The sequence below is a fragment of the Methylophilus sp. 5 genome, from assembly GCF_000515275.1.
Taxonomy (GTDB): Bacteria; Pseudomonadota; Gammaproteobacteria; order Burkholderiales; family Methylophilaceae; genus Methylophilus.
Genome location: NZ_KI911560.1, coordinates 1,356,571 through 1,371,818, shown reverse-complemented (window position 1 = coordinate 1,371,818; position 15,248 = coordinate 1,356,571). Strand labels below are relative to the sequence as shown.

Here is a 15,248-nt window from a genome sequence, read left to right as displayed (position 1 = left end):
CCCGATTATGCTAAAAGGCATACACCAACAGCTTGACCCGCAGGAGTCCCCGGCTTTTTTTATCCAGGGACCAAAGCCCTTTTCACGCCTGATGTTTTTTTGCACGCTGTCATTGGTGATGATGGCGGTAGATGCGCGCTTTGACTATTTGAGCCAGGTCAGACAATGGTTCAGCACTGCTTTGCATCCGCTAGAGGTGCTGGCCAGCGCGCCCAATGAGTGGGGGCGCAATATCAACACCTACTTCACCTCGCACAACCAGCTTATTCAAGATAACTTTACGCTCAAGCAGCAGTCGCTGATAGACAATGCGGCGCTGCAACGCCTAGCCACTGTCGACGCCGAAAATGCACATTTGCGCACGCTGCTGGCTGGCGATGCGCCCATCATTCCACAAGCCACACTGGGCGAGGTGCTGCACATGGGGCGTGACCCGTTCAGCAACATCATCACCCTTAACCGCGGTAGCCGCCACCACATTACACCTGGCCAAGCCGTGGTTGATGAACAAGGCGTGGTTGGCCAAATTACACGTGTGTATACGTTTACCAGCGAAGTGACGCTGATTACCGACAAAAAACTGTCGATTCCGATTCAGATTGAACGCAACCAGTTGCGCGCGATTGCATTTGGCGAAGGCAAACGCAACACACTGGATATTCCCTACTTGCCAACCAGTGTCGATATTAAAGTCGGCGACAAGCTGGTCACCTCGGGTATTGATGGCGTTTATCCGGCGGGCCTGGCGGTAGCCGTGGTCACACAAATCAAACAAAGCCAGGACTCGCCGTTTGCAAAAATCATCAGCCGCCCGATTGCAGGCGTCAATAATCATAAGCACGTGCTGATTCTTAAAGTGCCTGAGTCGCCAGCCATTAATCAATCCAGCGAAAACAGGCAGGTGCTACCGCGCAATAACGCGCAGCACCTGGATCAGTCTGTGGTTGAGGTGTTGCAAAAAAACAATGCAGCGGTTGACCCACACCCGGCCACCGAAACGCCAGTGCTGGACGCACCAAGCTCTGAGCCGGGAGCAGCGACGCCCGCCGTCACCCCAGGCCCAGAAACCGGCACCCCCACTGGCAATACGACCCAGGGCAACACACTCGCGCCTGCAGCACCGGAGCACCCATGAAACCGGTTAAATTCGGCACTTTTCTGTTCACCATGCTCATCGGGCTAATCTTTCAGCTCTATCCATGGTCTAACGCCGGTATCATTATTCGCCCTGACTTTTTACTGGTCATCATGATTTACTGGGTGCTGCAAGCGCCCTATCACTGCAACATCGGCTGGGTCTGGTTTGCCGGGCTATTGGTCGACTTATCCACTGGCAGCCTGCTGGGCCAACACGCCCTGACCTTTGCCATCACCGCCTTTCTCGGCCTGATTTACCAGCGGCGCCTGGTGCTATTTAACCGCTGGCAACTCTACTTGTACGTGATCTTTCTGTTTGGCGTACAACGCGGGCTGATTTTACTGCTTAAGCTGTTTGCTGGTGGCGAGCTGCCAGACTGGACCTATGGCCTGCCCGTGTTGTCCGACCTGATTCTGTGGCAGTGCATGATTATCTGGTTTGGCGAACTGACCCGCCCGAAAAAGTTATAAGCAATGGGGTATAGCACCGAACTCAAAAACCATCAAAACGAACAGCACAAGTTCCGGGTTCGTCTGGTTTTTCTGATATTACTGGTTCTCAGCGCCTTTTCTGCGCTGCTTGGTCGTTTCTATTTTTTGCAGGTTTTCCGCTACGATTATTATCAAACGCTGGCGGAAAACAACCGCATTTCAATTGTGCCGATCACGCCTAACCGCGGCCTGATTTCAGACCGCAACGGCATTATTCTGGCGCATAACTTTTTTGTCTACACGCTAGAAATCACCCCGTCTAAAACCGACGGCCTGCAAGACACCATTACCGAACTGGGCTCCCTCGTCGAGATTTCTGCCACCGATTTAAAACGCTTTAAAAAGTTGCGCGCGCAAAGCCATACTTTTGAAAGTATCCCGATTCGCACCCACCTAAATGAATACGAAGCCGCCAAATTTGCCGTTAATCGCTTCCGCTTTCCTGGCGTTGAACTCAAGTCACGGCTGTTCCGCCATTATCCCTATGGCACATTGGGCACGCATGGTATTGGCTATATTAGCCGCATCAATGAAAACGACCTCAAGCAGTTAAAAGAGAGCAACCAGCTCTCTAATTACAAAGGCACCGAGCACATCGGCAAAGCCGGGGTAGAACAAGCTTACGAAGCAGACTTGCATGGCGTGACCGGCTTTCAGCAGGTAGAAATTGATGCCGATGGCCGCGCGGTGCGTGTGCTCTCGAGCGCATCGCCCACCTCAGGCAACAATATTGTGCTGTCTATGGACGCCAAAATGCAGGAGATTGCCGAGCATGAGTTTGCCGGACGCCGCGGCGCATTGGTGGCAATCCAGCCGAAAACCGGCGAAGTCTTGTCTATGGTGAGCATGCCGTCATTTGATGCCAACCTGTTTGTCGATGGCATTGATTTTGACAACTGGAATCTGCTGAATAACTCGCTAGACAAACCCCTGATTAACCGTGCCCTAAAGGGTATTTACCCGCCCGGCTCGACTTTCAAGCCGTTTGTGGCAATGGCGGGGCTAGAGTCAGGTAAACGTCAGCCGCCATTTGCCATTAGCGACCCTGGTTATTTCACGCTGCCCAACAGCCGCCATCGTTACCGTGACTGGAAACCATCAGGCCATGGCGCGGTGGATATGCGCAGAGCCATCACGGTTTCTTGCGACACCTTTTTTTATGGCTTGGCAGTGGAGCTAGGCATTGAGCGCCTGACCGACTTTGTCCGCCATTTTGGCTTTGGTGAAAAAACCAATATCGACATTCAAGGTGAATTGTCTGGTTTGTTGCCCACGCCGGCCTGGAAGCAAAGGCGCTATAAGCAACCCTGGTATATGGGTGAAACCGTCATCGTTGGCATTGGTCAGGGCTATACGCTGGTCACACCCATGCAGTTGGCCTATGCCACCGCCACCCTGGCCAACAACGGCAAAGCGATTCGCCCGCATTTGGTCAACGCGATAGTCAACAGCAAAACCAACCAGGTGAACATGCTGCCGCATACGCTTGCCGACCAGCTCAATCTGAACCCGCAAAATCTGGAGATTGTGAAGCTGGGCATGATGGACGTCACCCGCCCGGGCGGCACGGCCGCTGCAGTGGGTGCGAATGCCGGCTATGACATCGCCGCCAAAACCGGCACCGCGCAAGTGGTCGGCATTAAGCAAAACGAGAAATACAACGAAAAATTGATTGCTGAACGCCACCGCGACCATGCCTGGTTTATCGCCTACGCCCCGGCTGAAGACCCCAAAATTGCCGTGGCCGTGATTGTTGAAAACGGCAGCCATGGCGGCTCAACAGCGGGCCCAATTGCACGCAAGGTGATGGATTACTATTTGCTGGGCAAAGTACCGGTTGACCCGGCAGCAGCGGCACAAGCGGCTGCAGAAGCCACCGTCGTCAACGCGCCAGAAGTCGAGGAGGAACCTCATGATTAGACAATGGATAGGCCATTTTATACGCCATATCGACTCCATTTTGCTCGCCACCGTGCTCATGGTGCTGGTGGTGGCGCTGATGGTGCTTTATAGCGCCTCGGGCCAGTCGCTGCTCAAGGTCAATGCACAGCTCATCAATATTGTGGTCATGCTAGGCGTGATGTTTCTGGTCGCAAACACACAGCCACAACATATAGAACGCATTGCACTGCCCGCTTACCTGTTGGGGCTGGCCTTGCTGATTGCGGTCGCACTGGTCGGCGACATCAGCCACGGCGCACGGCGCTGGCTAAATCTGGGCGTGACCAAAATCCAACCGTCAGAGCTGATGAAACTGGCAGTGCCTATCATGCTGTCATGGTACTTCTCCAAACGCGAAACCATGCTGCGCACAGCCGACTACATTGTCGCTGGCGTGATTTTGCTCACCCCGGTGTTGCTAATTGCCAAACAGCCCGACCTGGGCACCGCCACCCTGGTGTTTGCATCAGGCTTTTATGTCATCTTTTTGGCAGGCCTGAGCTGGAAGTTTATTTTTGGCAGCGTGGTGGCATTCGGTGCCGCCCTGCCCATTTTGTGGTCTATGCTGCATGATTATCAGCGCCGCCGGGTAGAGATTCTGATTGACCCGAGCCAGGATCCACTAGGCGCCGGTTACCATATTATTCAGGCAACCATTGCGATTGGCTCTGGCGGCACGACCGGCAAAGGCTGGCTCAATGGCACGCAATCACAGCTGGATTTCGTGCCCGAAAGAACCACCGACTTTATTTTTGCCGTGTTTGCCGAAGAGTTTGGCCTGGTGGGCTGCAGCCTGTTATTACTGTTGTTCACCATCATTATCGGCCGCGCCTTCATCATCGCGTCACAAGCCAAAAGTACTTTTTCACGCTTGCTGGCTGGCAGCATCGCCGCCACCTTTTTCACTTACTGCTTTGTGAATATGGGCATGGTAAGCGGCATTTTACCTGTGGTCGGCATTCCATTACCGCTGGTCAGTTACGGCGGCACCTCACTACTCACCCTGGGCCTGAGCCTGGGCTTGCTGATGAGCGTTCAATCGCACAAACGCCTGGTCGCCACCGACTAGGCACGCAAATAGGTTAAGGATCAGGATGTTTTTTCACTTGCAACGGCTATGCATCATCACGCTGACGACCTGGCTGGTCGCTTGTAGCAGCAGCATGCCGCCGCGGCAAACTGCCCCCGCCGTGCCGCCTGCGACTAGGCCTGCTGCCAGCGCGCCATCATCGCCATCTGTGAATAATCCACCGGTCAATGGCTCGGTGATTGGCGGCCCCAAGGTCATTAATATTGACCCTAAACCGGAAACCACCGGCAATCCAACTGACGGCATAGACCCGAACACACCGCTCGAAACCACGGTGACCCCCAAGCTGGAGCCCATTGTCAAAGGCACCACCAAACCTTATATCGTCAATGGTGAAACCATGACGCCGATGTCTGACATCAGCACGCCATTCACACAAACCGGGCATGCGTCATGGTATGGCAAAAAGTTTCATGGCCGCAAAACGGCCAGCGGCGAACCCTATGACATGTTCAAATTAACCGCTGCGCACAGAACCCTGCCGATTCCCAGCTATGTGCGCATCACCAATCTGAGTAATGGCAAAACGCTGATGGCGCGCGTGAATGACCGGGGCCCTTTTGGCCGCGACCGCATTATTGACCTCTCTTATGCAGCAGCCAAACAACTGGATATTATTCGCCACGGCTCGGCCCAGGTGCAGATTTCGCTGATTGACCCTAGTCAGCCAACGCCGTCGCAACCGGCTGCGGCACAGCCAGTGAGCAGCAATGTCACCCCCTTGCCACCCCCCGCAGTGACCACCGTCACCACCAGCCCGGTGACCACACTGGAAACCAGTGGTATCTATCTGCAAGTAGGCGCTTTTGGCCAGGAAGAAAATGCAGACCGTCTGCAACAGCGTATTTTCAGCGCCCTGCCCGAAACACAATCCCTGCTCAACAAAGTGTATAATGGAAAAATGTTCCAGATTGTGCTGGGGCCTTATCCAGATCACGCATTAGCAGCGCAGGCCGCCAGTCAGATGCGTGACAAATTGCAGTTACCTGCACTGATATTTTCGCGGTAGCATTTTCCCGGCAACCGTTTTTACTCATTAAGATTTTTCTCGTTAAATGATGACCATGTGGCGCTCTTGTATTGCTGTTTTGCTTTCTATTCCATTATTGACCGTGGCGGCAGAAGCCATCACTGGCAACGTACCGACACCAACTTTGGCGGCCAAAGCCTTTGTGCTGCGTGATGCCAATACCGGCAGCCTGTTAGCCGCAAACAACCCGGACATGCCGGTTGAACCTGCGTCTTTGACTAAAGTGATGACAGCTTACCTGACGTTTGAAGCGGTCAAGCAAAAACGGTTGGCATTGACACAAACGTTGCCAGTCAGCCAAAAGGCCTGGAAGGTCGAAGGCTCTAAAATGTTTATCGACACCACCATGACCGTTACGGTGGATGAGTTATTGCATGGCCTGATCATTCAGTCAGGCAATGATGCCGCGATTACGCTGGCAGAGGGCATTGCCGGTAGTGAAGAGCTGTTTGCCTCGCTAATGAATAAAAAAGCGGCCGCACTGGGCATGAAAAATAGCCACTTTGTGAATGCCACAGGCCTGCCAGACCCAACCCATACGACCACGGCACGCGATTTATCAGTATTGGCCAATGCCTTGATTCGCGACTATCCACAGGATTATGCCCGCCTGTATTCGCAAAAGTCTTATACCTATAACAACATTACGCAGCCTAACCGCAACCGTTTGTTGTTTATTGACCCAAGCGTGGATGGCATGAAAACCGGCCACACTGAATCTGCCGGTTATTGCCTGATCTCCTCTGCCAAACGCAGTGACTTCCGCTTGATTTCTGTCGTGCTCGGCACCACCTCTGATAATGTGCGTGCCGCTGAAAGCCAAAAATTACTTAATTTTGGTTTCCAGTTTTATGAGTCCAAGCTGATTTATGCAGCAAGCAAAGCCATCACGCGCCAAAAAGTCTGGAAAGGCACCGAAAGCGAAGTTGACTTAACCGTGGCCCGACCAGTGTATTTAACCTTACCGCAAGGCGAATATGCCAATATGAAGGCGAATCTGCGTATTGCAAAACCACTACAAGCGCCATTAAAAGCGCAGCAAACAGTGGGTGCTGTCGATTTCAGCCTGGGTGGCAAAGTCGTGCATAGCGTGCCGCTGGTAACCGTGCATGCCGTTGAAGCCAGTAATATTTTCTCACGCATGATCGACCAGGTCCGCCTGTATTTACAGTAATCAGTCCTTGCAGTAATAAAGCGTAGCAAAAAGGTAGGTGACCCCATGACCCAGCAAGAACCAACGCCGGCAGCGGAAGAAACCCTGATTGAGTTTCCCACCCACTTTCCGATCAAAGTCATGGGCGAAACCCATGACGACTTTACGCTGGAAATCACCCGCGTCATCCAGACACATCTGCCAGACTTTGATGCCAGTTTGATTGAGATGCGCAGTAGCAGCAATGGCAAATATTTAAGCCTGACCTGTCTGGTGTATGTTGTCTCCAAACCTCAACTGGACGATATTTATCGTAGCCTGACCGCGCACCCGATGGTCAAGGTCACGTTGTAACCTCCTCGTACATCCATGCCTGCCCTGCAAATCCGTCAGCTGGGTTTAACTGATTATGCGGCCACGCTGGCTGACATGCAGGCATTCACCGCGCAGCGCAGCCAAGACACCCCAGACCAATTATGGGTGACTGAACATCCGCCGGTGTATACCCTGGGCCTCAACCGCCGCGGCGTACGCCTGCCGCAAAACAATATCCCGGTGGTCAATGTAGACCGTGGCGGCAAAATCACTTATCACGGACCCGGGCAATTAATCATTTACTGCCTGATTGATCTCGCACGCAGCCACTTGAATGTGCGGCAACTCGTCTCCATCTTGGAAAACAGCCTGATAGATTTTTTGGCTGCACACCAGATTGTCGCTGAAGCGCGTGCAGATGCGCCCGGCGTCTATGTCGCGGGTCAAAAAATCGCCTCGCTGGGTTTACGCCTCAAAAACCAGTGCTGCTATCATGGCCTGAGTTTAAATATAGAAATGAATCTACAACCGTTTGCCGACATTGACCCTTGTGGTTATGCTGGCATGCAAATGACGCAAACCCGGGACTTAAATATCGCGCTGACCATGACAGACATTGCAGCGGATTTAACCCAACGATTGAAAGAGAAACTGACGCATGTCAGATAATTCCAACCAAGAACATCCGGCAAGCGTGCGCCCGGCCAAAAAGGTGGCAGGCGTCAAAGAAATAGACGCCGCCAAAACGGCGCGCATCCCGATTAAAATCGTGCCGCAACCTATGCTGCGCAAGCCGGAATGGATACGCATGAAAGTGCCCGATTCGGCACGCTTTCAGGAAATCAAACAGGTGCTGCGCGACAACAACCTGCACACCGTGTGTGAAGAAGCCAGTTGCCCCAATATTGGTGAGTGCTTTAGTGGTGGCACAGCCACCTTTATGATTTTGGGTGACATTTGCACCCGTCGTTGCCCATTTTGCGATGTCGCGCACGGCAAACCGCTACCACCAGACCAAAATGAGCCAGAAAACCTGGCGCGCACCATCGCGCAGATGAAACTGCGCTATGTGGTGGTAACCTCGGTAGACCGCGACGACCTGCCAGATGGTGGTGCGCAGCACTTTGTTGATTGTATTCGTGCCATTCGCGCACACTCGCCACAGATTAAAATCGAGATTTTAGTGCCCGACTTTCGTGGCCGCCTGGATGTGTCGCTTAAAATTTTGCGCGAAGCGCCACCAGATGTGATGAACCACAACCTGGAAACCGTGCCACGCCTTTACAAACAGGCACGCCCTGGGTCTGATTATCAGCACTCACTCGATCTGCTCAAACAATTTAGCCAAATGTACCCGCACGTGCCGACCAAGTCTGGCCTGATGCTGGGCCTGGGCGAAACCGACGAAGAGATTATTGAAGTGATGCGCGACTTGCGTGCGCACAACGTCAGCATGCTCACCTTGGGGCAATATCTGCAACCCAGCGTGCATCATTTACCCGTGTTGCGCTATGTCACGCCGCAAACTTTCGACTGGTTTAAACAGCAAGCCGACAGCCTGGGCTTTGACAACGCGGCCAGCGGCCCCATGGTACGCAGCAGCTACCATGCAGACCAGCAAGCGCACGCCGTGATCGAACAAGCATCATAAGCAGAGCCGTTATCCGGCCAACAATAACAAACACAGGAGCAACCATGGTTCCACACTTAACAACGGCTTTGAGCGGCCCACTCTATACGCTAGAAAAACGCGTGTTGCAGGCGATGCCAGACATTGAGCATTGGTTTCGTAGCAAATGGCAGGAGATTCCTGCCCCGTTTTATGCCAGCGTAGACCTGCGTAATGCCGGTTTTAAAATTGCGCCGGTCGATACCAACCTGTTCCCTGGTGGCTTTAACAACCTCAATCCAGAATTTTTAAGCCTGGCGGTGCAAGCGGCACAAGTCGCGGTTGAAAAAATTTGCCCTGACGCACGTCGTTTATTGCTGATTCCAGAAAACCATACCCGCAACACCTACTATTTGCGCAACGTGGTTGAGCTATGCAACATTCTAAAAGCCGCCGGCATGGAAGTACGCATCGGCAGCCTGTCAGCAGACATCACCGAGATTACCCGGCTTGAAACCCATGACGGCCTGCCGTTAATTCTGGAGCCACTGGTGCGCGTGAAAAACCGCCTGCAACTCAAAGCAGCTACTTTTGAAGGTGTGGATTACCCGGCTTTTGATAGCTGTGCCATTTTGCTCAATAACGATTTGTCCGGTGGTGTGCCTGACATGCTGCAAAATCTCGAACAAAACCTGATTCCACCACTGCACGCAGGCTGGTTTACCCGCCGCAAATCGCAGCATTTTGCTGCCTATGACAAAGTGGTTGATGAGTTCTCGCAACTGCTTGAGATCGACCCCTGGTTGCTAAACCCGTACTTTGACACCGCCAGCGGCATTGATTTTCATGCTCGCGTCGGTGAAGATTTACTGGCTGACAAAGTCGATGCTATTCTAAAGAAAATCCAAGCCAAATATGACGAATACGGCATCACACATGCCCCGTTTGCCATCGTCAAAGCCGATGCCGGCACCTACGGCATGGGTATTATGAGCGTTAAATCGGCAGACGAAGTACGTGACCTAAACCGCAAAGCGCGCAATAAAATGTCAGTGATTAAAGAAGGCATGCAAGTGTCTGAAGTGATGATTCAAGAAGGCGTGTATACCTTTGAGAATATTAACGATGCTGTGGCCGAACCCGTGGTTTACATGATGGATCACTTCGTGATTGGTGGTTTTTACCGCGTACACACCGACCGTGGCGTCGATGAAAACCTTAATGCGCCTGGCATGCATTTTGTGCCGCTCGCATTTGAAAAGCCCTGTACCCTGCCCGACTGTGCTGGCGCCCCCGATGCGCCGCCTAACCGCTTTTATGCTTATGGCGTGGTCGCACGACTGGCCTTGTTAGCCGCAGGTATGGAGCTACAGGAAAACGATCCGCTTAACGCATAATTCACCCGAGGCGCACGATGAAACTGCTGTTTATTCTTGACCCGCTGGCATCCCTCAAAAGCTATAAAGATACCAGCCTCGCCATCATGCGCGCCGCGCAAGCACGCGGCCACGTGCTCTATGTGTGTGAGCAGCATGACTGGCATAGTCAGCAACAAGTGGTCAAGGTAGATGCACAAACCTTTGTGTTTAATGCAGATGGCAGTTGGCTAACCGGCGACAAAACCACGCAAGCACCGCACAGTTTTGACGCTGTGCTCATGCGCAAAGACCCGCCGTTTGATAACGAATATCTCTACAGCACCTATTTGCTGGAGCTGGCGCAACAACAAGGCGCACGCATCATTAACGACCCGGCGGCCATTCGTGGCTGGAACGAAAAACTATCGGTCGCCCGCTTCGCGCAATTTGCACCGCCATTTATCGTCACCAGCAAACAAGAAAAAATACTGGCATTTTTGGCCGAGCATGACGACATCATCGTCAAACCACTCGATGGCATGGGCGGTAGCGGCATTTTCAGGTTACGTAAAGAGGATCCCAATATTTACGCCATCCTCGAAACGCTGACCCAATTTGAAACACAAACTATCATGGTGCAACGCTATATTCCCGAGATTACCAAAGGCGACAAACGCATCCTGATCATCAACGGCCAGCCATTACCGTATGCGCTTGCCCGCATCCCAAAAACCGGCGAAACCCGCGGCAACCTCGCCGCTGGTGGCAAAGGGGTTGCGCAACCGTTAAGCGCACGCGATCAAGAAATTGCTCAAAGCGTGGGTGCAACCCTCAAACAACACGGCCTGTTTTTAGTCGGCCTGGATGTGATTGGTGATTATTTAACCGAAGTGAATGTCACCAGCCCCACCGGCATGGTAGAAATTGCTGCGCAATCTGCCACGTGGGAGCAGCCTTGCAACCCAGCGATGGTGATGGTGCAAGCGCTAGAATCTCTCGCCTCTTAACACACGACTTACACGAGTATTCCGCACAGACGACTTTCAAGTTTGGTAATATGATTCCAGTGCTTTATTTGCCCAAGTGATCTTGTCAGCGGCAGTCGTAGGAGTGTTTTCATGCGTGTGTTAGTGCTGGGTTCTGGTGTAATTGGTGTCACAAGCGCTTACTACCTGGCATTAAAAGGGTTTGAAGTCACCGTGATCGACCGTCAGCCAAGCGTCGGCCTCGAAACCAGCTTTGCCAATGCCGGCCAGATCTCCCCTGGCTATGCGGCGCCCTGGGCTGGGCCGGATGTGCCTCTCAAAGCACTCAAATGGCTGCTGCAACGCCACGCCCCCCTCAGTATCAAGCCCGACTTCAGCCTATGGCAGTTGCAATGGATCGCGCAGTTTTTAAGCAACTGCTCAACCGAGCGCTATGACCTCAATAAATCACGCATGGTGCGCTTGGCGGAATATAGCCGCGACTGCCTGCGCACGTTGCGCACCAACACCGGGATTCACTACGAAGAACGCAGCCGCGGCACCCTGCAAGTGTTTCGCACCCAAAAACAACTCGCCGCTGAGGCCAAAGATATCGCCGTGCTCAGCCGCATGGGCGTGCCTTTTCAGCATTTGGACCCTGACGGCTGCACACATATCGAGCCTGCACTGGTACACGTCAAAGATCAGTTGCTGGGTGGCTTGTATTTGCCCGGTGACGAAACCGGCGACTGCCAGTTATTTACCAAACGACTGGCGGCAAAGGCACAGGCACTTGGCGTGCAATTTAGGCAAAGCGCAACCATCCGGCGCCTGATCACGCAGCAAAATCAATTACAAGGCGTGGAAATCAACACCGATGCTGGTAGCGAAACTCTGGCTGCAGACCACTATGTGATTGCCCTAGGCAGCTACTCGCGCCAACTCGCGCAAACCTTGGGGCTGAATGTGCCAGTCTACCCGGTGAAAGGCTATTCATTAACTGTCCCTATCGTGAATAGCGATGCAGCGCCCGTGTCCACCGTCATGGATGAAACCTACAAAGTCGCCATTACGCGCTTTGACCAACGCATTCGCGTCGGCGGCATGGCAGAGCTGGCAGGGTTTGATTTAAGACTTAACCCACGGCGCCGCGAAACCCTGGCCATGGTATTAAACGGATTATTTCCGCATGCAGGAGAGGTGTCACAAGCTGAATTCTGGACTGGCTTGCGCCCAATGACACCAGATGGCACGCCCATCATCGGCCAGGCAGGTAGCATGCATACGAATGTCTGGCTGAACACCGGCCACGGCACCTTGGGCTGGACCATGGCCTGCGGCTCAGGCCAGGTGCTGGCGGATCTGATAGCGCACGACAAACCGGCCATAGAGACACAGAGCTTAAGCGCTACCCGCTATCACTCTTGAGTTTAGAATAGCGCCGACTCTACGCTTCGCCACTTGAGTAAAGAGGACCCCGGCGCGTTGCTTAAGTGCTTAGAGTCGCTCTAGTCATATCGGCTACATCAACACAAACTCTTTTGCGACAGGCGGCGCTGGCAGTGTTTCATCCCCAAGCGCCTCTCTGAGTTCTAACTCAATCATCTCCGTGAGCGCATTAATCGGTAATGCATTGGCAATCGGTGCGAATGGCTCCTCCAGTTCGTTGCCTAAAGCATCCAGCCCAAACAGCGTGTAAGCCGCCAATGCGGTGACAAATGGCGTTGCCCAGCCCAGTGTGTTGGCAAAACAAAACGGCATCAAAAAGCAAAAGGTGTAAGCCGTGCGATGCAACAGCAAAGTGTAGCCAAACGGAATCGGCGTATTTTGAATGCGCTCACAGGCGGCCTGGGTAAACGCCAGCTTCTGAATTAACTCTTCCAGCAAGTTAAATTGAATGGGCTGAATGCACCCCTCACGCAAAGCGTCAATCAAGATCCGCTCCATGGCGCGCAAAATAACTTCCGGCGGGTTTTTGCTCTGGCTGAATGCACTGGCCTGCGCCGGTGGCAAGCGCTTGATGATTTTGGGCAATTGATCACCTGGCCGCAGTTGCATCAGCAAGGCATGGGCGTAAGCAATGTTATATTCCAGCAATTGCTTGCGGGCAACACTGATGCTGCCATCCGGCTCATCCAGAATCTGGCTCAGGCGGCTTAAGTTTCTGGCGGTGAGCATAAACTCACCCCAAATCTTTCTCGCCTCCCACCAGCGCTCATAACAGGCGTTGTTTCTAAAAGCGAGAAAAATAGACAAGGTAATGCCCAGCAACGCAAATGGACCGCCATCAAGCTTGGGCAGCCAGTCCGGCCTGAAGGTATACACAGACACCACGGCGGCAGACAAGGTCGCCACGAATATCAGCAACGGCATGATTCTGAGCACAATCGAGCCTTTGATGATAAAAAACAGTTCAAACAAATGGGGTCTGGGTCTAACGATCAAGGGAAGTCTCCTGCCTGGCGAAGCATTGCGATAATGATATACTCGATAGTCTGTAGTCTACCTGCCAGTGGTGCGGGAGCATGTTTGAAAAAGACATGGGAAACCACTGGTTAAGCATTTCTTGTCGTCTGTGCCGTGCATCACAAGCTAATGGATAAACATCATGTTGAAATGGAAAGATATTCTTAAACTGGCCAGAGAAGGTAACCTGGCACCTGATCATAAACTGCAAAAATCGATACGTGCCTGGCGCGAGATTCTGGATGATGAGGTGTTCGCTATTACCCGCCTCAGTGCCACCGAGCGGCCGTTTTCTTCTGAAATGTGTGTCGCCTTTACGCCAGGGCGCTATGCCTGCTCCTGCTGCACGCAAGTGCTGTTTGATTCCGGGCAAAAATTTGATTCTGCTTCTGGCTGGCCGTCGTTTGACCAACCCCTGGCGACGAATGCGATTGCTTATTTTGCCGATGAGAGCCACGACATGCAGCGCATTGAGGTGAAATGTAATGTGTGTGACGCGCACCTGGGGCATGTGTTCCCGGATGGCAAAACAGAGAGTGGGCTACGCTATTGTATTAATGGCAAAGCGATTACGTTTGTGGCCAACTAACAGCCCCTTAAAAAATGCGCGGCCTTTAACCCCGGCCGCGCATGATTCATGCTAATCATTTAATGCGCTAAGCGTCTGCCAAAACTCACCGCATAAGCAGTTGGTCGCGCCAGCAAGATAGGGTCCTGACTCGGCGCAATACCATCGGTCAGTTGCAACGGGTTAAACATAATCGGCTTTTCTGCTGCTTTGCTGTCTGCCACCGATTTATTCAGCGTGAGCGTACCCAGCTCTACCGTTTTGCGGCTATCAGGCCACACCACTGTCGCATTATTCACTGCGTCAGTCGGCTCAGCCAATTGCAGCAATAATTTATACTGCACTCCTTTTGCCTGCACGCGCTCAACAATGTCTGTCATCAGGTAATCTGGTGCCGCTTTGTCAGCCGCCGCCTGATCCAAATACTGTGCACCAGCCACCGGCACAATCTGGTAGCGCCCATACACAGCCTTACCCGCTGCATTGGTAAACTGAAACGCATTCACGCCAAAAAACGGCTGTGTAGCAAAACTCACAGGGGCCGGTTTGGGCGTGGTGACAAATTTAAGTGCGGCCGGATGTGCGCCTAGAAATTGTTCAACCGGACTAGGTTTGGCCGTACTCGCTTGTGAATCACGTACCGCATTTAACAAACCCAAAAAGTCCTCAGGGGTGGCTGCCGGAAACCCATTCACCGAAATACTCACAATGTCAGTGGCTGTGCCATCCGGCAATTGAAAGCGAATCGCGATGCCTTTAGGGAAAGCATTGCCATTGGCGTCGGGGATATTAGGCACGCCGGTCGCATCAGAAAAACGCACCAGCACCGGCGATGCTTTCTGAAAATGCGCGGCCTGACTGATTGCGGCTGCCTGGGCAGTCGGTGTAAAGGTGCCCTCGACCATCACGCCTTTGGCATGGTTGGCACGAAACCCTGCATGCGGGCCGCCAGACAGCGTGGTTAAGGTATCAACCAGTTGCTCAGTAACGGGTTTTTCATCGGCCAGTACTGGATTAGCGACGGCAAACGTGGCTGCAAACAACACGCTGAGGATTGCGTTTATTTTCATTTTCATTCCCTTTCACTCAAATTTAAAAACGACTATTAAAAAAGATCACACAAA

General features: G+C 52.8%; 15 protein-coding genes. 13 read left to right on the top strand and 2 right to left on the bottom strand.

The genetic code is table 11. The features are described 5' to 3' along the window. Positions 1–7: 7 nt before the first annotated feature. From mreC to METH5_RS0106405, 12 genes are all read left to right on the top strand, one after another. Positions 8–1,135, top strand: a complete 1,128-nt coding sequence (gene mreC / locus METH5_RS0106460; protein WP_029147737.1) for a rod shape-determining protein MreC — start codon at positions 8–10, stop codon at positions 1,133–1,135. Further along, complete coding sequence (gene mreD / locus METH5_RS0106455) at positions 1,132–1,608, top strand: rod shape-determining protein MreD (RefSeq protein ID WP_029147736.1); 477 nt, start codon at positions 1,132–1,134, stop codon at positions 1,606–1,608. Before mreC ends, mreD begins: the two co-directional genes overlap by 4 nt. 3 nt (positions 1,609–1,611) lie before the next feature. Then, entirely contained in the window at positions 1,612–3,549 is a 1,938-nt protein-coding gene (gene mrdA / locus METH5_RS0106450; RefSeq protein WP_029147735.1) for a penicillin-binding protein 2, read from the top strand. Continuing rightward, positions 3,542–4,639, top strand: a complete 1,098-nt coding sequence (gene rodA / locus METH5_RS0106445) for a rod shape-determining protein RodA (RefSeq protein ID WP_029147734.1) — start codon at positions 3,542–3,544, stop codon at positions 4,637–4,639. The genes mrdA and rodA overlap by 8 nt, the downstream gene beginning before the upstream one ends. 25 nt (positions 4,640–4,664) lie before the next feature. Continuing rightward, positions 4,665–5,669: a septal ring lytic transglycosylase RlpA family protein gene (locus METH5_RS0106440; RefSeq protein WP_029147733.1), complete on the top strand. Its 1,005-nt coding sequence runs from the start codon at positions 4,665–4,667 to the stop codon at positions 5,667–5,669. Between the two features lie 46 nt (positions 5,670–5,715). Beyond that, positions 5,716–6,864 (top strand): D-alanyl-D-alanine carboxypeptidase family protein, encoded by a 1,149-nt coding sequence (locus METH5_RS0106435; RefSeq protein WP_369758899.1) that lies wholly within the window; start codon positions 5,716–5,718, stop codon positions 6,862–6,864. A 45-nt stretch (positions 6,865–6,909) separates the two neighbouring features. Further along, entirely contained in the window at positions 6,910–7,197 is a 288-nt protein-coding gene (locus METH5_RS0106430) for a YbeD family protein (RefSeq protein ID WP_029147731.1), read from the top strand. A gap of 15 nt (positions 7,198–7,212) precedes the next feature. Continuing rightward, positions 7,213–7,827: a lipoyl(octanoyl) transferase LipB gene (gene lipB, locus METH5_RS0106425; RefSeq protein WP_029147730.1), complete on the top strand. Its 615-nt coding sequence runs from the start codon at positions 7,213–7,215 to the stop codon at positions 7,825–7,827. Continuing rightward, positions 7,817–8,809, top strand: a complete 993-nt coding sequence (gene lipA / locus METH5_RS0106420; protein ID WP_029147729.1) for a lipoyl synthase — start codon at positions 7,817–7,819, stop codon at positions 8,807–8,809. The genes lipB and lipA overlap by 11 nt, the downstream gene beginning before the upstream one ends. A 44-nt stretch (positions 8,810–8,853) precedes the next feature. Next, positions 8,854–10,164: a glutamate--cysteine ligase gene (gene gshA, locus METH5_RS0106415; RefSeq protein ID WP_029147728.1), complete on the top strand. Its 1,311-nt coding sequence runs from the start codon at positions 8,854–8,856 to the stop codon at positions 10,162–10,164. A gap of 17 nt (positions 10,165–10,181) precedes the next feature. Beyond that, complete coding sequence (gene gshB / locus METH5_RS0106410; protein ID WP_029147727.1) at positions 10,182–11,132, top strand: glutathione synthase; 951 nt, start codon at positions 10,182–10,184, stop codon at positions 11,130–11,132. Positions 11,133–11,243: 111 nt separating this feature from the next. Next, positions 11,244–12,518, top strand: a complete 1,275-nt coding sequence (locus tag METH5_RS0106405) for a D-amino acid dehydrogenase (protein ID WP_029147726.1) — start codon at positions 11,244–11,246, stop codon at positions 12,516–12,518. A 93-nt stretch (positions 12,519–12,611) separates the two neighbouring features. Here the strand turns inward: METH5_RS0106405 and METH5_RS0106400 are convergent, their stop codons facing one another. After that, on the bottom strand, positions 12,612–13,535 hold the full coding sequence (locus METH5_RS0106400; protein WP_029147725.1) for a bestrophin family protein: 924 nt from the start codon (positions 13,533–13,535) through the stop codon (positions 12,612–12,614). 163 nt (positions 13,536–13,698) lie between these two features. Between METH5_RS0106400 and msrB the strand changes: the two genes are divergently transcribed. After that, the gene (msrB, locus tag METH5_RS0106395) at positions 13,699–14,145 is read left to right on the top strand and encodes a peptide-methionine (R)-S-oxide reductase MsrB (protein WP_029147724.1); all 447 of its coding nucleotides are present in this window, start codon (positions 13,699–13,701) and stop codon (positions 14,143–14,145) included. Positions 14,146–14,204: 59 nt separating this feature from the next. On the opposite strand, the gene METH5_RS0106390 is transcribed toward msrB, so the two are convergent. Next, positions 14,205–15,194: a catalase family peroxidase gene (locus METH5_RS0106390; protein ID WP_029147723.1), complete on the bottom strand. Its 990-nt coding sequence runs from the start codon at positions 15,192–15,194 to the stop codon at positions 14,205–14,207. Positions 15,195–15,248 lie beyond the last annotated feature (54 nt).